The sequence below is a fragment of the Limnohabitans sp. Hippo3 genome (assembly GCF_003063665.1).
In the GTDB taxonomy this organism is placed as follows: domain Bacteria; phylum Pseudomonadota; class Gammaproteobacteria; order Burkholderiales; family Burkholderiaceae_C; genus Limnohabitans_A.
On sequence record NZ_NESF01000010.1, the window covers coordinates 33,152 to 54,565 of the forward strand.

At 62.3% G+C, this 21,414-nt stretch carries 24 protein-coding genes; 17 read left to right on the forward strand and 7 right to left on the reverse strand.

The window, feature by feature from the left end:
• Positions 1 to 32: 32 nt before the first annotated feature.
• The gene (locus tag B9Z34_RS11175; RefSeq protein WP_146179653.1) at positions 33 to 413 is read left to right on the forward strand and encodes a hypothetical protein; all 381 of its coding nucleotides are present in this window, start codon (positions 33 to 35) and stop codon (positions 411 to 413) included.
• A gap of 219 nt (positions 414 to 632) precedes the next feature.
• Positions 633 to 1,274 (forward strand): MBL fold metallo-hydrolase, encoded by a 642-nt coding sequence (locus B9Z34_RS11180; protein WP_108428196.1) that lies wholly within the window; start codon positions 633 to 635, stop codon positions 1,272 to 1,274.
• A gap of 91 nt (positions 1,275 to 1,365) precedes the next feature.
• Here B9Z34_RS11180 and B9Z34_RS11185 read toward each other — a convergent pair whose 3' ends face one another.
• A complete protein-coding gene (locus B9Z34_RS11185; RefSeq protein ID WP_108428197.1) occupies positions 1,366 to 2,238 on the reverse strand; it encodes a M48 family metallopeptidase in 873 nt (290 codons plus the stop codon).
• 73 nt (positions 2,239 to 2,311) lie between these two features.
• Between B9Z34_RS11185 and B9Z34_RS11190 the strand changes: the two genes are divergently transcribed.
• From B9Z34_RS11190 to B9Z34_RS11200, 3 genes are all read left to right on the forward strand, one after another.
• Positions 2,312 to 3,682: an MFS transporter gene (locus tag B9Z34_RS11190; RefSeq protein ID WP_108428198.1), complete on the forward strand. Its 1,371-nt coding sequence runs from the start codon at positions 2,312 to 2,314 to the stop codon at positions 3,680 to 3,682.
• Between the two features lie 264 nt (positions 3,683 to 3,946).
• Entirely contained in the window at positions 3,947 to 4,648 is a 702-nt protein-coding gene (locus B9Z34_RS11195) for a response regulator (RefSeq protein ID WP_108428278.1), read from the forward strand.
• A gap of 7 nt (positions 4,649 to 4,655) precedes the next feature.
• Positions 4,656 to 5,996, forward strand: coding sequence for a HAMP domain-containing sensor histidine kinase (locus B9Z34_RS11200; protein ID WP_108428279.1), 1,341 nt, complete (start codon positions 4,656 to 4,658; stop codon positions 5,994 to 5,996).
• 49 nt (positions 5,997 to 6,045) lie between these two features.
• Here B9Z34_RS11200 and B9Z34_RS11205 read toward each other — a convergent pair whose 3' ends face one another.
• From B9Z34_RS11205 to B9Z34_RS11230, 6 genes are all read right to left on the reverse strand, one after another.
• A complete protein-coding gene (locus B9Z34_RS11205; RefSeq protein ID WP_108428199.1) occupies positions 6,046 to 6,252 on the reverse strand; it encodes a zinc-finger domain-containing protein in 207 nt (68 codons plus the stop codon).
• Positions 6,253 to 6,265: 13 nt separating this feature from the next.
• Positions 6,266 to 7,204 (reverse strand): branched-chain amino acid transaminase, encoded by a 939-nt coding sequence (locus B9Z34_RS11210; protein WP_108428200.1) that lies wholly within the window; start codon positions 7,202 to 7,204, stop codon positions 6,266 to 6,268.
• Between the two features lie 94 nt (positions 7,205 to 7,298).
• Positions 7,299 to 7,739 (reverse strand): glycerate kinase, encoded by a 441-nt coding sequence (locus B9Z34_RS11215; protein ID WP_108428201.1) that lies wholly within the window; start codon positions 7,737 to 7,739, stop codon positions 7,299 to 7,301.
• A gap of 17 nt (positions 7,740 to 7,756) precedes the next feature.
• Positions 7,757 to 9,142 carry a DNA repair protein RadA gene (gene radA / locus B9Z34_RS11220; protein ID WP_108428202.1) on the reverse strand — a complete coding sequence of 462 codons (1,386 nt, stop codon included), beginning with the start codon at positions 9,140 to 9,142 and terminating at the stop codon, positions 7,757 to 7,759.
• A 28-nt stretch (positions 9,143 to 9,170) separates the two neighbouring features.
• The gene (locus tag B9Z34_RS11225) at positions 9,171 to 10,220 is read right to left on the reverse strand and encodes a nitronate monooxygenase family protein (RefSeq protein WP_108428203.1); all 1,050 of its coding nucleotides are present in this window, start codon (positions 10,218 to 10,220) and stop codon (positions 9,171 to 9,173) included.
• A gap of 9 nt (positions 10,221 to 10,229) precedes the next feature.
• Complete coding sequence (locus B9Z34_RS11230) at positions 10,230 to 11,006, reverse strand: hypothetical protein (RefSeq protein WP_146179654.1); 777 nt, start codon at positions 11,004 to 11,006, stop codon at positions 10,230 to 10,232.
• Positions 11,007 to 11,376: 370 nt separating this feature from the next.
• Between B9Z34_RS11230 and hpaR the strand changes: the two genes are divergently transcribed.
• From hpaR to B9Z34_RS14560, 12 genes are all read left to right on the forward strand, one after another.
• Positions 11,377 to 11,868, forward strand: coding sequence for a homoprotocatechuate degradation operon regulator HpaR (gene hpaR, locus B9Z34_RS11235; protein ID WP_108428205.1), 492 nt, complete (start codon positions 11,377 to 11,379; stop codon positions 11,866 to 11,868).
• On the forward strand, positions 11,865 to 12,509 hold the full coding sequence (locus B9Z34_RS11240) for a fumarylacetoacetate hydrolase family protein (RefSeq protein WP_108428206.1): 645 nt from the start codon (positions 11,865 to 11,867) through the stop codon (positions 12,507 to 12,509). Before hpaR ends, B9Z34_RS11240 begins: the two co-directional genes overlap by 4 nt.
• Positions 12,506 to 13,270: a fumarylacetoacetate hydrolase family protein gene (locus B9Z34_RS11245; RefSeq protein WP_108428207.1), complete on the forward strand. Its 765-nt coding sequence runs from the start codon at positions 12,506 to 12,508 to the stop codon at positions 13,268 to 13,270. The genes B9Z34_RS11240 and B9Z34_RS11245 overlap by 4 nt, the downstream gene beginning before the upstream one ends.
• Before the next feature lie 159 nt (positions 13,271 to 13,429).
• Positions 13,430 to 14,899 (forward strand): 5-carboxymethyl-2-hydroxymuconate semialdehyde dehydrogenase, encoded by a 1,470-nt coding sequence (gene hpaE, locus B9Z34_RS11250; protein WP_108428208.1) that lies wholly within the window; start codon positions 13,430 to 13,432, stop codon positions 14,897 to 14,899.
• A 36-nt stretch (positions 14,900 to 14,935) separates the two neighbouring features.
• Positions 14,936 to 15,862 carry a 3,4-dihydroxyphenylacetate 2,3-dioxygenase gene (gene hpaD / locus B9Z34_RS11255; protein ID WP_108428280.1) on the forward strand — a complete coding sequence of 309 codons (927 nt, stop codon included), beginning with the start codon at positions 14,936 to 14,938 and terminating at the stop codon, positions 15,860 to 15,862.
• A 10-nt stretch (positions 15,863 to 15,872) separates the two neighbouring features.
• Positions 15,873 to 16,304, forward strand: coding sequence for a 5-carboxymethyl-2-hydroxymuconate Delta-isomerase (locus tag B9Z34_RS11260; RefSeq protein WP_108428209.1), 432 nt, complete (start codon positions 15,873 to 15,875; stop codon positions 16,302 to 16,304).
• Positions 16,305 to 16,411: 107 nt separating this feature from the next.
• Complete coding sequence (gene hpaH / locus B9Z34_RS11265; protein WP_108428210.1) at positions 16,412 to 17,227, forward strand: 2-oxo-hept-4-ene-1,7-dioate hydratase; 816 nt, start codon at positions 16,412 to 16,414, stop codon at positions 17,225 to 17,227.
• Positions 17,228 to 17,394: 167 nt separating this feature from the next.
• Entirely contained in the window at positions 17,395 to 18,210 is an 816-nt protein-coding gene (locus tag B9Z34_RS11270; protein ID WP_108428211.1) for an aldolase/citrate lyase family protein, read from the forward strand.
• 65 nt (positions 18,211 to 18,275) lie between these two features.
• Positions 18,276 to 19,265, forward strand: coding sequence for a Bug family tripartite tricarboxylate transporter substrate binding protein (locus tag B9Z34_RS11275; RefSeq protein WP_108428212.1), 990 nt, complete (start codon positions 18,276 to 18,278; stop codon positions 19,263 to 19,265).
• Between the two features lie 25 nt (positions 19,266 to 19,290).
• Entirely contained in the window at positions 19,291 to 20,085 is a 795-nt protein-coding gene (locus tag B9Z34_RS11280; RefSeq protein WP_108428213.1) for a class II aldolase/adducin family protein, read from the forward strand.
• Positions 20,082 to 21,104, forward strand: a complete 1,023-nt coding sequence (locus B9Z34_RS11285; RefSeq protein WP_108428214.1) for a 2-dehydropantoate 2-reductase — start codon at positions 20,082 to 20,084, stop codon at positions 21,102 to 21,104. Before B9Z34_RS11280 ends, B9Z34_RS11285 begins: the two co-directional genes overlap by 4 nt.
• Before the next feature lie 101 nt (positions 21,105 to 21,205).
• Positions 21,206 to 21,367 (forward strand): hypothetical protein, encoded by a 162-nt coding sequence (locus B9Z34_RS14560; RefSeq protein WP_158268723.1) that lies wholly within the window; start codon positions 21,206 to 21,208, stop codon positions 21,365 to 21,367.
• Positions 21,368 to 21,414: the final 47 nt, after the last annotated feature.

Here is a 21,414-nt window from a genome sequence, read left to right on the forward strand (position 1 = left end):
GTTTCCTGTTTCGTGTGCTCACGCCAGTCCTGATGTCCACGCTGCTGAAACTGCTGTTACTGCCGCCGGACTTGCTCAAGTCGCATGCGCAAGCGTATGCAGACTTGGCCAGTGAATTGAGCGCCCGCTATCTGCGCACACTCAAAAACCGATGGATGATGTACGGCCTGAGTGCACTGGCGCTGTTGTTGGCGGTGGTGTTTGGCGGCGTGGCTTTGCTGCTGTGGAGTGTTTTGCCGCTGCAGGATGCGCCTCACCCGTGGGTTTTGTTCGCGCTGCCCGCTAGCACCTTGGTCATCAGTGGCATTTGCTGGTGGCGGGCCCATAGCTTGCACTTACAGCCCATCCTGAGTGAAATCCGCACGCAAATCCAGCTGGACATTCAGGCCATACAACAAGCGCAAACCGCATGAACAACACATTGACGCCAGTGCAAAGGTTGGCTGTTTCGAGGCTCAGGCTTACCGATGCTTTGCGTGATCCTGTGTGGCTGATCTTGATCCGACGCCTTCTCGGTGCGCCAGGCCATGGCACGGTTACCCCAAACACCGAGTTGCCTTAACGGTGCGTGTTTGGGGCGCCGTAATTGTGCGGGCGCTGTGACTTGTGTAGGGGCTTCCTATAATTTGCGAATGTTGAAATACCAAACCATTCCCGTCACGCCCTTCCAGCAAAACTGCTCCTTGATCTGGGACGACCAGACCCTGCAGGCGGCGGTGGTGGACCCGGGTGGTGATCTGGATGTGTTGTTGGCGGCCATCCAGCGTTTGGGCTTGAAGCTGGAGCAGATCTGGATCACCCACGGCCATGTGGACCATGCTTCAGGTACGGCCGAGTTGGCCGAGCGCTTGGGTGGCCTGCCCATCATCGGACCGCATCCGGCAGACCAGTTCTGGATTGATGGTTTGCCTGCGGCGGCGGCGGCCTACGGGTTTCCGCCAGCGCGTGTGTTCAAGCCCACGCGCTGGCTGGCTGATGGCGATACCGTCACTTTGGGGGCGCACACCTTGCAGGTGCGCCATTGCCCAGGCCACACACCGGGCCATGTGGTGTTTTATTCGCCCGAGATCAAGCGTGCGTTTGTGGGCGATGTGCTGTTTGCGGGCAGCATTGGCCGCACCGATTTTCCGCAAGGCAATCACGACGATTTGATTGCCAGCATCACCGAGCGTTTGTGGCCTATGGGCAATGACACGGTGTTCATTCCTGGGCATGGCCCCGAAAGCACGTTTGGGCGTGAGCGGCAAACCAACCCTTACGTGCACGACCGTTGAGGGGATGGATGCCCGATCAGGTCGGGCATGACAATAGACAAGCGTGACAGGTCACCTTTGGGGGGCCGTGTGCTTGGCAACCAGGGCTGTTTCAGCCCCTGCGTGCTTGTTCGTACAGGTGTTGGACTTTGGGCAAGTTGGCTTCGAGTTCCTGAATCCGGTTGGCACCACTGGGGTGCGTGGACAGGAATGAGGGGCTGCCGTTGCCACTGGCGGCTTGCATTTTTTGCCACAGGCTCACGCTGGCTTCGGGGCGATAGCCGCCGCGTGCGGCGATTTCCAGGCCCACCAGGTCAGATTCGGTTTCGTCGTCGCGGCTGTACTTCAGGGTGAGCAATTGTGTGCCCAGGTTGGCCGCCACATCGCCCAAAGAGCCCAAACCCAGCAGTTGAGAAGCAATGGACAGACCGATGCTGGTGGCCTGGCTTTTGGCCAGACGTTCGCGTGCGTGTTCGCGCAGGGCGTGCGCCATTTCATGCCCCATGATCATGGCCACTTCGTCGTCGTTGAGTTTCAGCTGGTCGAGGATGCCGGTGTAAAAAGCAATCTTGCCGCCAGGCATGCACCAGGCGTTGATTTGCTTGCTGCCAATCAGGTTGACTTGCCACTTCCAGTCACGCGAACGTGGGTTCCAGGACGCCGTATGCGGAATGAGCTTTTGCGCAATGGTGTGCAAGCGCTGCAGTTGCGGGTGGCCGTCGGGGGCCAGGGCACCTTTGGCGCGGGCATCTGCCAGCACCTGCGCGTATTGCTGCCGGGCTGAGGTTTCCAGCGTTTCGGCCGGCACCAGTTTGCGCAAACCCGAGGACGAGCCCACGTCCACCTGTGCCAAAGCCGATCCAGCGGCCGAGGCCCCGGCCGCCAACAAAAAGGCGCGCCGGGCATGCCAGCGCGGCGCAGCGCTTGCCGATGCGGTGAGGGCGGGATCGGCGGCAGGGTTTTTGAGGTCGCAGAGTAAGCACATGATTGGCAAATGATAGCGACTTGGCCGACTTCAAGGTGCATGAAGCGCTGTCGGGTCGGTCGATAATGGGCGCATGGCCGAAACCGCACCCCCTCCCGAAAACGCCCCACCAAGCACCGTGCGCACCTGGCGCGAGGCGTTGCGCCTGTATTTGCAACCCGCCAGTTTGCGCATGCTGGCGCTGGGCTTTGCTGCGGGTTTGCCGCTGTTGCTGGTGCTGGGCACGCTCAGTTTTCGGCTGCGTGAGGCGGGCATTGACCGCAGCACCATTGGTTACCTCAGCTGGGTGGGTTTGGCCTATGGCGTGAAATGGATGTGGGCCCCACTGGTGGACCGCATGCCCATTCCCTGGCTCACACGCCAATTGGGGCGCAGGCGCAGCTGGTTGCTGCTGTCGCAGCTGGTCATTGCGTTGGGGCTGGTGGGCATGGCGCTCAATGACCCCTCGCAGCTGCTCGGCCCCTTGGTGGCCTGCGCTTTGGCGGTGGCCATTGCTTCGGCCACACAAGACATTGCGCTGGACGCCTACCGCATCGAGTCGGCCGAGGTGAATGCCCAAGCCGCTTTGGCTGCCAGCTACCAGACAGGATACCGTCTGGCCATGATCTGGGCCGGAGCGGGCGTGTTGTGGGTGGCTGCCTGGGCGCAAGGCGACCAAGCTTCGGGCTACTCTCAAGCGGCCTGGCAAGCTGCTTATTTGGTGATGGCGCTGAGCATGTTGCCGGGCATGTGGGTGGTGCTGGCCTCGCCCGAGCCGGTGCCCGCGCCCTTTGCGCCAGCGCGCAATGTGGCCGAGTGGCTGCGGGGCGCGGTGATCGAGCCCTTTGCCGATTTCTGGCTGCGCTACCGCTGGCAGGCGGTGCTGGTGTTGGCGCTGATCGCGGTTTACCGCATCAGCGACGTGGTCATGGGCATCATGGCCAACCCGTTTTATGTGGACATGGGTTTCACCAAAAGCGAGGTGGCCAGCGTGACCAAGGTCTACGGCGTCATCATGACTTTGGTGGGGGCGTTTGTGGGCGGCTTGTTGGCGGCACGGCTGGGCGTCATGCGTGTGCTCATGTTGGGGGCGCTCTTGAGTGCGCTCACCAATTTGCTGTTTGTCTGGCTCAGCGGCGTGGGCCACGATGTGCAGGCGCTGGTGTGGGTGATTTCGGCCGACAACCTGGCCAGCGGCATTGCGTCTGCGGCCTTCATCGCCTATTTGTCCTCGCTCACCAACATCAGTTATTCGGCCACGCAATACGCGCTGCTCAGCTCCATGATGCTGCTGCTGCCCAAGTTCATTGCCGGGTTTTCGGGGGAGTTTGTGGATGCCCACGGCTACGCCAGCTTCTTCACAGCCACGGCCTGGTTGGGTGTGCCGGTGTTGTTGCTGGTGATGCTGGCCTCACGTGTGCACGCGAAAAACCCGCCACCCCCAAGGTCGCTACCCCAAGCCTGACCCGGCGTCTTTGCCCCTTAAGCGTCACTCCGGACTTGACCCGGGGTTTATGCCCCAGACTGTCACCCCGGGCTTGACCCGGGGTCCATGTTTCAAGTTCCCGGGGAGATGGATCCCGGCTCGGAGGCCGGGATGACAAAGAGTGGGAGGTCGGGATGACAAAGCGCAGGAAGTCGGGATGACAAAGAAATGGGCACCCCTCGGATTTACCCAGATTTACACAACCGACACGTTCAAGGCTTGCAAAAAGGCGATGATTCCCCCATGCAACAACTCTTGATGATCGAAGACGATGCCCGTCTGGCGGGCATGGTGGTGGACTATCTGGGGCAAAACGGGTTTGCTGTGGCCCATGCGCCCGATGCGCAGAGTGGTCTGGCCCGATTGCAAAGCGCAAGTGTCGATCTGGTGATCCTGGACCTGATGCTGCCCGACATGGATGGTTTGCAGGTGTGTCAACGCATCCGCGCCTTGCCCGGCAGCCTGGCTCAAGTGCCGGTGCTCATGCTCACGGCCAAAGGCGATCCGATGGACCGCATCATTGGCCTGGAAATGGGCGCTGACGATTACCTGCCCAAGCCCTTTGAGCCCCGCGAGTTGCTGGCCCGCATCAAGGCCATCTTGCGCCGCCAAAACAGCGCCCCTGACAACGCCCAACAGCTGATGCAATTCGGTTCGCTCGAGATCGACCGCGATGCACGGCGCGTCAGTGTCAAGGGCCAGGCGTGTGATCTGACTTCTTACCAATACGACCTGCTGGTGGCCTTGGCCGAACGTGCGGGGCGCGTGCTCATGCGTGACCAGATCATGGAGGCTGTGCGAGGCAGGGAGCTGGAAGCCTTTGACCGCTCGATCGATGTGCACATGGGCCGCATCCGCGCCGCCATCGAGGCGGACCCCAAAGCGCCGCAACGCATTCTGACGGTGCGCGGTGTGGGCTATGTGTTTGCCCGCCAACAAGACTGAGCGGCCCATGCCCATTCGCAGCTTCTCGCGCTACTGGTCACGCCACCTGTACCTGCGCATCTGGTTGGCCGTGGTGCTGGTGGTGACGCTGTTGATGCTGGTGGTGGGCTGGGCCTGGCGCGCCACGGTCGAGCACCATGCGGCCCCGCCCACGCCGCGCGAGTGGGTGGTATTGAACGCCCAAGGTGAGGTGCTGGCCAGCACCACCCGGGCCGGGCCGGGTGCACCGTTGGCGTTTGATCTGACCTTGCCCGATGGGCAGCAACTCCAGCTGCAAGTGCAGCGCAACGGGGAGCGCAGTGGGGAGCGGGACCGCCCGCAGGCCATGCCGGGCATGCCAGGCTTTGTGCCCGGAGGTGCGGGGCCTTTTTCATCCCATTTGCCACCCCATTTACCCCCTCACCTGCGCAAGGACATGCCCTGGTGGGCCAAGCCTTCGGGGTTTTTCTGGATGCTGGGCCTGATTGGCCTGGCGGTGGCGATGGGGCTTTACCCGGTGGTGCGCAGGCTCACGCAGCGGCTGGAAGGTCTGCAGCGTGGTGTGCAGCGTTGGGGTGAGGGCGATTTGTCGGTGCGCGTGCCGGTGCAGGGCGACGACGAGGTGGCCGACCTGTCCAAGCGCTTCAATGCGGCGGCCGAGCGCATCGAAGGTCTCATGGCGTCACAAAAGTCATTGCTGGCCAATGCTTCGCACGAGTTGCGCTCGCCGCTGGCCCGCATCCGCATGGGGCTGGAGTTGATGGGCAGCGCCACAGCCGATGCATCCGCGCAGGCCCGCAGCCGGGCTGAAATTTTGCGCAACATGGCCGAGCTGGACCAGCTGATCGACGAGATCTTGCTGGCCAGTCGCCTGGATGCCCAGGAAGCCGATATTGGCACCGTGGAGGCCGTGGATCTGGTGGGGCTGTGTGCCGAGGAGTGTGCGCGGGTGGGGGCGACTTTGGAAGTGCCGCCAGGTCAGCCGCAGCTGGAGGTGCCGGGGGTGGCCAAGCTGCTGCGGCGTCTGGTGCGCAACCTGTTGGAGAACGCCCGGCGTTACGGGGCGAGCGGACAGTCAGCGCCAGAGGAAAGGGGCATTGCCCTGAGCTTGACTCAGCAGGGTTCGACGGTTCGCATCACCGTTTGTGACCATGGCCCGGGCGTACCCCCTGAATACCGCGAGCGGATATTCGAGCCTTTTTTCCGCCTGCCCGGTGCCAGCGAACGCGTGGGCGGCGTGGGCTTGGGGCTGTCACTGGTCCAATCGATTGCCAAGCGCCATGGCGGTCGGGTGCAGTGCACAGACCGGCCCGGTGGTGGTGCCTGCTTCGAGGTGAGCTTGCCCCAAAGCAAAACGGCGAACACCTGAGTGTTCGCCGTGATTTGTCTGGCCATCGCCTGATGGCGGCACCGGTTGCTCAGTGGTGGTGGCCCACCACCTCGCCCGCTTTCAGTTTGTAAACGGTGCCGCAATAAGGGCACTTGGCTTCACCGGTTTTGGCCACATCCAGGTAGACCTTGGGGTGGCTGTTCCAGATTTTCATGTCGGCTTTGGGGCTGGGGCAAAACACACCGCCCTGGGGGTTCAGGTCGGTGGCCAGCAATTCAACAGCTTGGGTGCTCATGCTCTTGGGCTCCTCAAACCAATGTCAGCCAGTGGGCGTATTTGGGGTTGCGGCCGTTGACGATGTCAAAGAACGCGGTCTGGATTTTCTCGGTCACCGGGCCACGGCTGCCCGCGCCCAGCTGGATGCGGTCGAGTTCGCGGATGGGCGTGACTTCAGCGGCGGTGCCGGTGAAGAAGGCTTCATCGGCGATGTAGATCTCGTCGCGGGTGATGCGCTTTTGCACGATCTCCAGACCCAGGTCTTTGGCGATGTGGAACACCGTGTTGCGGGTGATGCCGTTCAGGGCACCAGCCGACAAGTCGGGGGTGTAGATCACGCCATTCTTGACCACAAAAATGTTCTCGCCTGCGCCTTCAGACACAAAGCCCGAAGTGTCCAGCAACAGGGCTTCGTCGTAACCCTCGTCGGTCACTTCCATGTTGGCCAAAATGCTGTTGGTGTAGTTGCTCACCGCCTTGGCCTGCGTCATGGTGATGTTGACGTGGTGGCGGGTGTAGCTGCTGGTCTTGACGCGGATGCCGCGCTTCATGCCTTCTTCGCCCAAATAGGCACCCCAGGTCCAGGCGGCCACCATTAGGTGGATGGTGTTGCCCTTGGGGCTGACGCCCAGCTTTTTGTCGCCGATCCAGGTCAAGGGGCGGATGTAGCCGCTTTCGAGCTTGTTTTCACGCACCACGGCGCGCTGGGCGTCGTTCACTTGGGCCTGTGTGAAGGGGATGGCCATGCGCAAGATCTTGGCGCTGTTGAACAGGCGCTCGGTGTGCTCGGCCAGGCGGAAGATGGCGGTGCCTTGCTCGGTTTTGTAAGCGCGCACGCCTTCAAAAGCGCCGCAGCCGTAGTGCAGGGTGTGGCTCAGCACATGGATCTTGGCATCGCGCCAATCGACCATCTGGCCGTCCATCCAGATTTTGCCGTCACGGTCTGACATCGAAGGAATGACAACGCTCATGAAAGTGTCCTTTAAAGAAGGGGGCAGTCAACAATACAAAAAGGAGATTTTAAGGTCTCGCGTCCGGGGGGGCTGGCGCTGGCGCCACCCGGGCTCAGTCGAGGGCAGGGCTTGCGCTGTCTGGTGTGGTGGCTTCGCTGCCCTCAGAAGCGGGGCGCTCCAGTGACCATTCGGTCAATTTGCCACCGACAAAGGTGCAGTCCACACGTGACTGGCCAGCATCGGTCCAGCGGTAAACCTCGGGTTGGGCGTCTTTTTCGGTTTGCAGCGCACCCAGCGAGCGTGTCATGGCGATGACATGCATCAAGGTGACGCCTTTTTTCAGTTTGGCGTTGAGCATCACGGCGCTGGCCACATGGCCGATGGGTCGGTTGGCGGCTTTTTTCAGGATGGTGACCATGCGTGTGAAGTGCAGCAGGATCCACATGACCACCCCCCCTACAGCCAGGGCAATGCCCGCCCATTGAAAGGCCTGCCAAGCCCCGACGGTGAAAACGATGATGGCCAGTGGGGTCAGTATTTTGGTGAAATTCATGGGCGTGGATTGTGCCTTCAGTCCAACCCTCGCACCACCTGCATGGCTTCTTCGATGCGCTCGACCGGGTAGATCGTCAAGCCCTCAAAAGCTTTGTCGTTCTTTTTGGGTGCGTTGGCTTTGGGCACCACGGCCACTTTGAAGCCGAGTTTTGCGGCTTCTTTCAGGCGGTCTTGCCCGCGCGATGCGGGGCGCACTTCACCGGCCAGACCCACCTCGCCAAAGGCGATGAAGCCTTTGGGTAAGGGCTTGCCGCGCAGGCTGCTGGTGATGGCCAGCATGACGGCCAGGTCGGCGGCCGGTTCGCTGATGCGCACACCGCCCACCGCGTTCACGAACACGTCCTGGTCCATGCAGCCCACACCCGCATGTCGGTGCAACACGGCCAGCAGCATCGCCAGGCGGTCGCGGTCCAGGCCCACGCTCAAGCGGCGGGGCGATGGGCCGCCGCTGTCCACCAGGGCCTGAATTTCGACCAGCAGAGGGCGTGTGCCTTCGAGCGTGACCATCACGCAGCTGCCGGGCACGGGCTCGGCGTGCTGGCTCAAAAAGATGGCGCTGGGGTTGCTCACACCCTTGAGGCCTTTTTCGGTCATGGCAAACACGCCGATTTCGTTCACCGCGCCAAAGCGGTTCTTGATGGCGCGGATCAACCGGAAGTTGGAATGCGTGTCGCCTTCAAAGTACAGCACCGTGTCCACCATGTGTTCCAGCACACGGGGGCCAGCCAGTGCGCCTTCTTTGGTCACATGGCCGACCAGCACGATGGTGGTGCCGGTGGATTTGGCGGTGCGCGTCAGGTGCGCTGCGCATTCGCGCACCTGTGCCACCGAGCCAGGGGCGCTGGTCAGTTGGTCCGAATACACCGTCTGGATCGAGTCGATGATGGCGATGCCGGGCTGGCGCGACTGCAGGGTGTGCAAAATCTTTTCCAGCTGGATCTCGGGCAACACGGGCACCTCAGAGTCCGGCAGGCCCAAACGGCGAGAGCGCATGGCCACTTGCGCGCCGCTTTCTTCGCCCGTGACATACAGGGTGTTCATGCCGCTGCGCTGCAGCGCGTCCACCGCCTGCAGCAGCAAGGTGGATTTGCCGATGCCCGGGTCGCCGCCGATCAGCACCACGCCGCCTTCGACCATGCCACCGCCCAGCACCCGGTCGAGTTCGTCAATGCCGGTGGGGTGGCGCTCGAAGTCGGCCGCTTCGATTTGGGCGAGTGGCAACACCTCTGAGGTGGGGGCCAGCGAGGCATGGACCGAGCCAAAGCGGTTTTTGCCAGCCGTTGGCTCGGTGCGGCCTTCGATCAGGGTGTTCCAGGCGTTGCAGCTGGGGCATTTGCCCATCCAGCGGGCGCTGATGCCGCCGCATTCGGTGCAGGTGAATATCGATTTGTCTTTGGCCATGGGGTGCAAGTGTGCCTGAGCGCAAGGCTCATGCGCTTACCCATGCCTGCAGAAATTCGCGGGTGATGTCGGCGGCGGGTAAATCGCGGCAACCACTGGCGTTCTGGCCCGACCACAGCGGCGTGAAATCGCTGCTGCCCGCCGCTTCTGCGGCCGCGCGCAGGGGCGCGATGGCGGCCGTGGCCAACGGAAAAGCGGGTGCTGCAGCGTTGAGGGGCCCGAGTTCGCGCATCAAGCGATTGACGATGCCGCGCGCCGGGCGTCCAGAAAACAGGGTCGTCAAGGCGGTGTGCTGCGCGGCGGGCGACTGCAGAGCGCTGCGGTGCAGAGCGCTGGTGGTGGCTTCGTGGCTGCAGAGGTAGGCAGTGCCGACCTGCACGCCTGCGGCGCCCAGCGCCTTGGCGGCCGCGATGCCTGCCGCGCTGCTGATCCCGCCAGCCGCAATCACCGGCAATTGGACCGCCTGCACGATCTGGGGCAGCAGGGCAAAGGTGCCCACCTGGGTGCTGAGCTCGTCGGTGAGGAACATGCCTCGGTGTCCCCCGGCCTCCAGGCCCTGCGCAATGATGGCGTCCGCCCCGTGGGCCTGCAGCCACAAGGCTTCGGCCACGGTGGTGGCCGAAGACAGGACCAGGCTGCCCCAGCTTTTGACGCGTGCGACCAGTTCGGGAGACGGCAGTCCAAAGTGAAAACTCACCACCGCTGGACGAAAGGCCTCCAGCACATGGGCCGCTTCGGCCCTGAAGGGCACGCGCCCCGGTCCTGTCGGAATGGTTTCAGGGTCGAGCCCCAGTTCGCGGTAATAAGGTTCCAGGGTCCGATGCCAGGCCTGCTGACGGGCGGCATCGGGTGCGGGCGGGGCGTGGCAAAAGAAGTTGACGTTGAACGGCCGGTCTGTCAGGGCCTTCAGCGCCGTCAATTCGGCGTGCAACGCGTCTGGGCCCAGCATGGCTGCCGGCAGTGAACCTAGGCCACCGGCTTCGCACACAGAGGCTGCAAGTCGGTGGTTTTGCACGCCAGCCATGGGGGCTTGCACGATAGGAGGCAGGATGTCCAGCAATCGGTGATGGGGCTTCATGTGTTTGTGTCAAGGCCGTGAGCTTTGGATCAGCTTGACCAGATCGGCCAACATTTTTTCCTTGGCGGAAGGGTTGGAGCCGGTCCATGAGAAAGTGGTGTTGTCTGTGCCATAGGTCAGCATTTTTCGGTCGATGGGACCCTGAAAAATGCCGTGGGCAGCGTCGTCGTAAAACCAAACGTCGATGTCTGCGCCTTGGGTTTTGAGCCGCTGCATCCAGTCGATGGGTTTCTCGGTCATGTCTGCCGGGTTTTGTCGTCCGTTGCATTGTTGTGCATTCCCCATCGGGATCTCGGGGCTGGGCAGACGGTTGACACGACAGCTCTCCTGGCGTTGCCACATCCAGTCCTCTTGGTGCTTGCCCCCGTAGTTGTCCAACTTGCCAAAAACAAGCCGGACGGGTACAGCCACCGTGTCGGGCAAGCCGATGCCCATGCCTGGCAGGCCTTCTGGAATGACAGCTCGAACATGTTCGGGACTGACCACGCTGGCCAGGTTGGCCACCACCGCTGCACCGTTTGACACGCCTTGCAGGAAGATGGCCCGGGTGTCGATTTTGTCGGACTGCTTGAGGGCCCATTCGTAAGCGCCCAGGGCGGCCTTGTAAATCATGCGCTGGCGCGACTCGTTGGTCGCTTGCGAGCCCCAGAATGGGTAGCCTTGGTAAAAACCGTTGAGTTGGTAAGCGTCAAAAACCAGTGTGGCGATGTCGTGCTTGCGCAGCGCTGTGGCCAGGTTGTTTTCAAGCATGCCCAGGCCGCCGCCGCCGTGCGCAATGATGACCAAAGGGGGTTTGCTGGGCAGCGGACTGCCATTCCAGCGGGTGGGAACGGACAGCCTGGATGCTTTGTGACAAGGGTCAAATTCAGCCAAAGGCCCCTTGACCGTATGAAAACGTGGACGGATTTGCACCAACTCGGCGACATTTTCGGGGGCGGGTTTGCAATCCGACGCAGACTGGGCGGCACATCCCAGTCCCACGAGACTCAGGCATGCGGCCAGCAACCAATGTTTCAAATGACGGAAAAGGACCACGAGACCTCCAAGTGCTAAGCCATCTTATTGGAAAAGTCTCATCGGCTTGGAGTGCGTGATGGCGTTTCTCGGTAGAAACCCGCATGGGTAAAGGTTGGAATTCATTTAACATGTTAAATAAATGAGCCTTTCCACCCCTTTTGTCCACCGCAACCTGCCGCGCCTGCTGCTGCAGGCGCGTGAGGCCGTCATGGCCCACACGCGCCCCAGCCTGCGCGAGCATGGTCTGTCTGACCAGCAATGGCGTGTGCTGCGGGTGCTGGGCGAGCATGCCCATGAGCCGGCAGGCATCGAAACCGGTCGTGTCGCCCGCGAGGCCTACCTACTGGGGCCCAGTCTGACCGGTGTGCTCTCGCGCATGGAGCGCGATGGCCTGATCGTGCGCGAGCGCTGCCCGCAGGACGCCCGCCGCAGTGTGGTGCGTGCCACGGCTCTGGGCTTGGACAAGGTGCAGGCGCTGTCGCAAACCATTGAGGCCCATTACAGCTGGATGGAGCAGCAGTTGGGCAAAGGCAAGCTCAGACAGATGTATGCCCTGCTGGATGAACTGATCGCGCTGGAGAGCCCTGACACCGAAACCGCCGAGGAACTGGCCGAGGAAGAAGAACGATGAACCCGTGGACCCCCCGATGGACCCCGAAGGGCACGGTGTACGGCACCTTGCTCAATTTTCGCCGCGAGTGGGACCTGTGGTCTGCGCGCATGACGCAGGATCCGCACAAGGCCGCACCCCAAGCGCCCGTGCTTTACGTCAAGACGGCCAACACTTTCTGCCCCGCTGGGCAGGACCTGCTGCTGCAGGACGGCGTGAGCGAAGTGGACATCGGCGCCACGCTGGGTCTGGTGATCGGTGAACAGGCGCAGGTCGTGGGCGCGGTGCTGCTCAATGACTGGAGCGTGCCGCACACCAGCTATTACCGCCCACCGGTCAAGTTCCGCTGCCGCGACGGTTTTCTGGGCTTCCCCGCACAGGTCATGGCTGGAAAGGTGGAGGACTGGGCCACATTGCAAATGGATGTGCGCCGCAACGGCGAGCGGGTGCAAACCGTCAATCTGCGTGGTCTGATGCGCAATCTGCCCGCACTGCTGGCCGATGTGGACGAGTTCATGACGCTGCAACCCGGTGATGTGCTGATGGTCGGCACCGACTGCTTGGCAGACGGCACGCGCCCACGCGCCAAAGCCGGTGACCAGGTGGAGATTTCCGCGCCAGGTTTCGCCTCGGTCATCACTACGGTTCGAGGTGCCGCATGAAACACGCCCGCATCGCCTGGTCCGGCGCCATTCAGCAAGCCGTTGAAGCCGACGGCCAGTTGCTCATCACCCAGGGTCCGCACAAGGGCCGCTGCGTGGCTTTTGACGAGGTCGTCTGGCTGCCTCCGCTCGCACCCACAGCTCAGGCACGCACCGTGATCGCGCTGGGCCTGAACTACGCCGACCACGCCAAGGAATTGGCCTTCAAGGCGCCCGAAGAACCGCTGGCCTTCATGAAGGGAGAAGCCTCGCTGATCGGCCACAAAGCCTTCACCAAGCGCCCGGCGGATGTGGCCTACATGCATTACGAATGCGAGCTGGCGGTGGTGATCGGCCGCACGGCGCGCCATGTGAAGAAGGCAGATGCCTACGACCACATTGCCGGCTACACCGTGGCCAATGACTACGCCATCCGCGATTACCTGGAAAACTGGTACCGCCCCAACCTGCGCGTGAAGAACCGCGACACCTGCACACCGATTGGCCCTTGGCTGGTGGACGCAGCCGACATCCCGAACCCCATGGCGCTCAAGTTACAGACCACCGTCAATGGCCAGGTCACGCAAAGCGGCAGCACCGCCGACATGATTTTTGATGTGCCCACGCTGATCGAATATTTCAGCAGTTTCATGACGCTCAATCCCGGCGACCTGATTCTGACCGGCACCCCCGACGGCATCGTGGACTGCCAGCCCGGCGACGTGATCGTCACCGAAATCGAAGGCATCGGGGCTTTGACCAACACCATTGTTGCTGCGTGAACATGACACATACAGACTGCAAACCACTGCTCGTCATCCCCGCGCATGCGGGGATCCACGGTGTTGGCGTCTTGCCTGCATGGATTCCCGCGTTCGCGGGAATGACAGCCCAGTAGGTCGGTGGCTTTAGCCCCGACAAGCCTGAAAGAAAGACACGATATGAAAATCAACCACCTGATCAACGGCAAGAGTGTCGCGGGCAGCGACTACTTCGAAACCGTCAACCCCGCCACGCAAGAGGTGTTGGCCGAAGTCGCCTCGGGCGGCGAGATCGAAGTCAACGCTGCCGTCGCAGCCGCAAAAGCCGCCTTCCCGAAGTGGGCCGCCACCCCCGCGACCGAGCGCGCGAAAATCATGCGCAAGTTGGGCGACCTGATCACGAAACACGTGCCTGACATCTCGGAAACCGAGACGAAAGATTGTGGCCAGACCATCAGCCAGACCGGCAAGCAGCTGGTGCCACGCGCGGCCGACAACTTCCATTACTTCGCCGAGATGTGCACCCGTGTGGACGGTCACACCTACCCCACGCCCACGCACCTGAACTACACCCTGTTCCACCCGGTGGGCGTGTGCGCGCTCATCAGCCCGTGGAATGTGCCTTTCATGACCGCCACCTGGAAGGTCGCGCCCTGCCTGGCTTTTGGCAACACCGCCGTGCTCAAGATGAGCGAACTCTCGCCCCTCACGGCCGCCCGCTTGGGTGAGCTGGCGCTGGAGGCGGGCGTGCCTGCGGGTGTGCTGAATCTGGTGCACGGCTACGGCAAGGAGGCGGGCGAGCCCCTGGTTTCGCACCGCGATGTGCGCGCCATCAGCTTCACTGGCTCCACCGTCACCGGCAACCGGATCGTGCAAAGCGCGGGCCTCAAAAAGTTCAGCATGGAACTCGGCGGCAAGAGCCCCTTTGTGATTTTTGAAGATGCCGACCTCGACCGCGCTTTGGACGCGGCCGTGTTCATGATCTTCAGCAACAACGGCGAGCGCTGCACCGCCGGCAGCCGCATCCTGGTGCAGCAAAGCATCTACGCCGACTTCGCCGCGAAATTTGCCGAGCGCGCCAGGCGCATCGTGGTGGGCGATCCGCTCGACGAAAAAACCATCGTCGGCCCGATGATCAGCAAGAATCACCTGGCCAAGGTGCGCAGCTACATCGAGCTGGGCCCCAAAGAGGGCGCAACCCTGCTCTGCGGCGGGCTGGACCAACCCAGCTACGCCGCCGATCTGCCCGCGCATGTGAAGGGCGGCAACTTCGTCTGGCCCACGGTGTTCGCCGACGTGGACAACCGCATGCGCATCGCACAAGAAGAAATCTTCGGCCCGGTGGCCTGCCTGATCCCTTTCAGGGACGAGGCGGACGCCATCGAGAAAGCCAACGACATCGACTACGGCCTGTCCAGCTACGTCTGGACCGAGAACATTGGCCGTGCCCATCGCGTGGCCGCGGCCATCGAAGCGGGCATGTGCTTCGTCAACAGCCAGAACGTGCGCGACCTGCGCCAGCCCTTCGGCGGCACCAAGGCCAGCGGCACCGGCCGCGAAGGCGGCACCTGGAGCTACGAAGTGTTCTGCGAACCGAAAAACGTGGCGGTGAGCCTCGGCGGTCACCACATCCCGCACTGGGGAGTTTGACCATGGGACAACTCGAAAACACCAGGAGTGCTCGCCATGGGTAAGCTCGCATTGGCCGCCAAAATCACCCACGTGCCCAGCATGTACCTGAGTGAAATTCCCGGGCCGCGCTTTGGCACACGCCAAAGCGCCATCGACGGCCACAAGGAAATCAGCCGCCGCTGCCGTGCGCTCGGTGTGGACACCTTGGTGGTGTTTGACACGCACTGGCTGGTGAATGCGAACTACCACATCAACTGCGCGCCGCACTTCAAGGGCAGCTACACCAGCAACGAGCTCCCCCACTTCATCAACCACATGGCGTTCGAGTCGCCCGGCAACCCCGAGCTGGGGCATCTGCTGGCCAAGGTTGCCAATGAACATGGCGTGGAAACGCTGGCGCACGACAACACTACGCTCGACCCCGAGTACGGCACGCTGGTGCCGCTGCGCTACATGAACGAAGACCAGCACTTCAAGGTGGTCTCGGTCTCGGCTTTGTGCATGGTGCATTACCTGAATGACAGCGCGCGCCTGGGCTGGGCCATGCGCGAGGCGGTGGAAAAGCACTACGACGGCAAGGTGGCCTTCCTGGCCAGCGGCTCGCTGTCGCACCGTTTCGCGCAAAACGGCCTGGCCCCCGAATACGCCCACAAAATCTGGAGTCCTTTCCTGGAGCAACTTGACAAGCAGGTGTTGCAGATGTGGGAACGCCGTGAGTGGAAAGCCTTTTGCGAGATGCTGCCCGAGTACGCCAGCAAAGGCCACGGCGAAGGCTTCATGCACGACACCGCCATGCTGATGGGCGCACTGGGTTGGACGGGCTACGACGGTGGCGTGGACATGGTCACGCCTTACTTCGGTGCGAGCGGCACGGGCCAGCTCAACGCGATTTTTGACGTGACGCCGCAAGACGGCTCGCACATCCCTGCGGCGGTGGCCAGCCAGGCCGAGGGCTACACCGCGATCAGCACGCGGCTGTGAGGAGACCAGCATGCCCCACCTTGTGATTCTTTACACCGGCCAACTCGACCAGGAAGTCGAGATGAAGCAACTGTGCCGCCAGATGGCCGACGCCATGCTCACTGTGCAAGACGAAGCCGGCAAACAGGTCTTTCCCACCGGCGGCACGCGCGTGCTGGCCTACCCCGCGCCTCACTACGCGGTGGCCGATGGCGGCGCTGCAGGCCTGGCTGCGGGGGGCACAGGCGACTACGCCTTTGTCTACCTGAACCTGCGCATGGGCCGTGGCCGCACCGAAGCCACGCAGCATCGCGCAGGCACCACGCTGGTCGAGGTGGCCAAAGCCTTCTTCGCGCCGGTGATGGCCCAGCGCCACATCGGCATCACGCTGCAGATCGACGTTGGCCCCGAAGTGTTCGACGCCAAGCACAGCAACCTCCATCCGCTTTTCAATAAGGCTTGACATGACATTGATCCTGACGGGTGTGGGAGCGAGCCCCTGCTCGCGAATGCATGGTGGTCCATTAGCGATTCGCGCGCAGGGGCGCGCTCCCACAGGGAAATACCAACATGTTTGACGACGCCTTGATCCAGCAGCTCGCCCAAGAGCTGAACCAGTCCGAAAAATCGCGCACCCAGATCGAGCAATTTTCCAAGCGCTTTGCGGGCATGACCGTCGAGGACGGTTACCGCATCAACCGCGCCTGGATGCAGCTCAAGTTCGCCGAAGGCAGAAAGATGATCGGCCACAAGATCGGTCTGACCAGCCGCGCCATGCAGGTGTCCAGCCAGATCGACGAGCCCGATTACGGCACCCTGCTGGACGACATGCTCTACACCTGCACCCCCGGTCAAGTGCTGGACATCCCCTTCACAGATTTCATCGCGCCCCGTGTCGAGGTGGAGCTGGCTTTCATCCTCAAAAAAGAGCTGCGCGGCCCCGATGTGACCGTGGAGCAGGTGCTGGACGCCACCGACTACGTGACGCCCGCCATCGAAATCATCGACTCGCGCATCGAGCAGTTTGACCGCCATACCAAGGCCATGCGCAAGGTGTACGACACCATCAGCGACAACGCGGCCAACGCAGGCATCGTGCTCGGCGCCAAGCGGGTCGACCCGCTCACCACCGACTTGCCCTGGTGCGGTGCGGTGCTACGCCAAAACGGCGTGGTCGAGGAAACGGGTCTGGCGGCGGGCGTGCAAGGTCACCCGGCCGTCGGCATCGCCTGGCTGGCCAACAAGCTGGCCCCCTGGGGTGAACACCTTCAGGCGGGCGAAATTGTTCTGGCCGGCTCGTTCACCAAACCCGCGCCCGCCAAAGTGGGCGATCTGTTTGAGGTGGACTACGGGCCGCTGGGTAAGCTGGAGTTTCGGTTTGTTTGAGCCTTTGGATGCGTCTGCAGTGGCTTCGTCTTGCGTTAGCGGGAGGCTGCTGGGGCCGGGGTGGCGGCCCGGGCTCAGAGGCGCTTCGCTTTGCCACATTGCCCAAGCCGCCACCCCGGCCCCAACATCCTGTGAGCCATTTGGCCTTTAACGAGAGGAACTTCGCCATGAACACCCCTGTGAATCTATTCAAACAAGCCCTGCAAAACCAACAGCCCCAAATCGGCCTGTGGATGGGACTGGCCAGCGCCTACACCGCCGAAATCTGTGCTTTGGCCGGATTCGATTGGTTGGTGATTGACGGTGAACACGCGCCCAACGATCTGTCCAGCATCCAGGCCCAGTTGCAAACCCTGGCTGCTTACCCCGTCAGCCACCCGGTGTGCCGTGTACCTGTGGGGGAGACGGCGCTCATCAAACAATACCTGGACCTGGGGGCGCAAAACATCCTGGTGCCCATGGTCGATACCGCCGAGCAGGCCGCGCAGTTGGTGCGTGCCATGCGTTACCCGCAAGACGACGGGCAGGGCGGCGTGCGGGGCATGGCCGGGGCACGTGCTTCGCGCTGGGGTCACTACAGCGACTACTTCAAGCGCGCCAACGAAGAGGTTTGCCTGCTGGTGCAGGTCGAATCACGTGAAGCGCTGAAGAACCTCGATGCCATCGTCGCCACGCCCGGCGTGGACGGCGTGTTCATTGGCCCAGCCGACCTCTCGGCCTCCATGGGCCATGTGGGCAACGCCGCGCACCCCGATGTGCAGGCCGCGATTGCCGACGCGATCGCCCGTATCCTGAAAGCCGGCAAGGCGCCGGGCATCCTGACCCCCGACCGTCAGTTGGCCGAGCAGTACCTGAAACTGGGCGCAGTGTTTGTCGCGGTGGGTCTGGACACGCAAATCCTGATGCGCCAGACTGCCGAGCTGGCTGCGCACTTCAAAACCACAGTCAAGGCGGTGTCGGCCGACAAAGGCCAGACTTATTGACGCGGTGCCAGTGGCCTCATTCCATTTTTCAGCGAGCGTTTTTTACATTCAACCAGGAGACTTCCATGCGCATTTCCCGTCGTCAATTCGTCCAATCCGCCAGTGCCGGCGCTGTACTGGCCACACTGGGCCAGCAGGTCATGGCCCAGGCCCAGATTGACAACTTCAAGATCGTCACCGGCTTTGCCGCCGGGGGCACCTCGGACACCACTTGCCGCCGCGTGGCCGCTCGCCTGACGGGCAGCTACGCCAAGACCGCTGTGGTTGAAAACAAGACGGGTGCGGGCGGCCAAATCGCCATCCAGTTCGTCAAGAGCCAGCCGGCCGATGGCAGCACCATGCTGCAGACGCCTACCTCGATGCTGACGATTTACCCGCACATCTACAAAAAGCTCAGTTACGACCCGGCTACCGACCTGAGCCCGGTGTCTTTGGCTTGCGTGTTCGACTTCGGCTTTGCCGTGGGCCCGGCTGTGCCCGACAGCGTCAAAAACATCAACGACTTCATGGCCTGGGCCAAGGCCAACCCCACTTTGGCTAACTTCGGCTCGCCCGCCGCAGGCTCTACGCCGCACTTTGTGGGCGCTTTGCTCGGACGCCATGCCGGGGTCGAGATCAAGCACGTCGCTTACCGTGGCACCCAACCGGCCATGCTCGACCTGCTGGGCGGCCAGATCGCAGCAGTCAGCGGCCCCATCGGTGACATCACCCAGCACCTGCCCACGGGCAAGGTGCGCATCCTGGCCACATCGGGTGCCAAGCGCAACCGTTTCGCGCCCGATGTGCCCACTTACGCTGAGCAAGGCCTCAAGGACATGGTGCACAGCGAGTGGTTCGCCTTCTTCCTGCCTGCCAAGGCCACGCCCGAGGTGGTGGCGCGCCTGAATGTGGCCGTCAAGAGCGCCCTGGCATCCAAGGACGTGATCGACGGCCTGGCCACTTTTGGCCTGGAGGCCATGTCCAGCTCGCCCGCCGAGCTCACCGAGCTGATCCGCAAGGACACGGCCAAGTGGGCTCCCATCGTCAAGACCATCGGCTTCACCGCCGAGGCTTGATTTTCAAAAGTCTGGAGTTCGCGCCATGAATGCCATTTTGAAATCTGTGCCCACCGATGTGCCTGCCCCAGCGCACATGCACCCTGATGAATGGCAGGCGCGACGCCAGCTGGCCAGCTGCTACCGCGTGTTTGCCATGCTCGGCTGGACCGAGATGATCTACAACCACATCACGCTGCGTCTGCCCGACAGTGCCACAGGGGGCGAAAAGCATTTCTTGATCAACCCTTTTGGGCTGCATTACAGCGAAGTCACCGCCAGCAACCTGGTCAAGATCAACCTGCAAGGCGAGGTGCTCGATGGCTCGCCCTACAAGGTCAACCCCGCCGGGTTCGTGGTGCATGCCACGCTGCACGGCGGCATCGAAGGCGCGCACTGCGTGATGCACACCCACACCACGGCGGGCGTGGCGGTGGCGTGCCTGGAGGGGGGGCTGTCGCAAAGCAATTTTTATTCGGCGCAGTTGCACGGCATGGTGGCTTACCACGACTTCGAGGGCATCACCATCCACGCCGAAGAGGGCCCGCGTGTGCTCCAGAGCATTGGCGACAAGCCCGCTGTGATTTTGCGCAACCATGGCTTGTTGTCCTGGGGTCATACCTTGCCGCAGGCCTTTGCGATCTTGTGGACGCTGCAGCGCGCCTGCGAAATCCAGCTGGCCACGCAAAGCATGGGCACACCGATTCCCGTGCCCGAAGCGATTGCCGCCCAATGCACGCGCGACGCGCTGCAGTTCAACCCGAACCACGGTGCAGGACAGGATGTGTTTGATGCCCTGGTGCGCCAGGTGGACCGTATCGATGCGGGGTGGCGTGCATGAACGACAAGATGAACGAGATGCCATTCCAAAAAATCGCCATCGTCGGTGCAGGAGCCATCGGCGGCTGGATGGGCGTGCACCTGGCCCATGCTCGTGCGCAGCTCAGCGTATTGGCACGCGGGGACACGCTGCAAGCTTTGCAGCAGCACGGCTTGCAATTGCATCAAGGCGGTGAGTTGCACACCGTGTCCGTGAAGGCCTCCAGCGATGCTGCCGCGCTGGGCGAGCAGGACCTGGTGGTGATCGCTGTCAAGGCCCCGGCCTTGGCCACAGTGGCACAGCAGGTGGGTCCGTTGATCGGCCCGCACACCGTGGTGCTGACGGCCATGAACGGTGTGCCGTGGTGGTTTTTGCAGGGTTTCGGCGGCCTGGTGGCTGGGCGTTCGCTCGATGCGGTGGACCCGGGCGGTGCCATCGCCCGTGCCTTGCCTGCTCGGCACATCATCGGCTGCGTGGTCCATGCCAGCTGCTCGGTGGATGCGCCTGGCGTCATTCGCCACCATTTTGGTGACGGCCTGATCGTGGGCGAGCCTTCTGGAGAGACCACCCCGCGTGTGCAAGCGCTGCACGCGCTGATGCGTCTGGCGGGCTTCAATGCCACGCTGTCGCCGCAAATCCAGAAAGACATCTGGTACAAACTTTGGGGCAATATGACGATCAACCCGATCAGCGCCTTCACCGGGGCCACCACCGATCGGATCCTGGACGACCCCTTGGTGCGCCAATTCATCTCGGGCGTCATGCTCGAAGCCAAAGCCATCGGAGCACAGATCGGCATCCCCATTGCGCAGGAGCCAGAAGACCGTCATGCGGTGACGCGCAAACTGGGGGCGTTTCGCACCTCCATGCTGCAGGACGTGCAGGCGTCAAAGCCTGTCGAGCTCGATGCGCTGGTGTCGGCGGTGCGTGAGTTGGGTCAACTCACCCAGGTCCCAACGCCACTGACCGATGTTTTGCTGGGGCTCAGCCGCTTGCATGCCCAAGGGCTGGGGCTGTACGAGGCCCGCGCTGACCGTTGAACGGCACCCATCTAACAATCTTTAACAACTTAAGCAGTATCTTTCGCTCATAATCACCTCAACAAACAATTCTAGATGCTTTGGTATTAAAAGGTGCTTTTATGTTGATTTCAATGCTTCTCTTGGGTGTTTTGATGGTTTTTCTGGGTGTTCTGTATTTCAAGACCGTGCAGGACATCGAACGCGACGACATCCACGAGGCCATGGCCCGCGCAGAGCGACTGAAAAACAAACGCGCTGCCAACACCTACGCCGGGGCCTGACCCCCTTCATCCAGTCGCTTGGATGTCATCTCCCGGGCTTGCGGGGC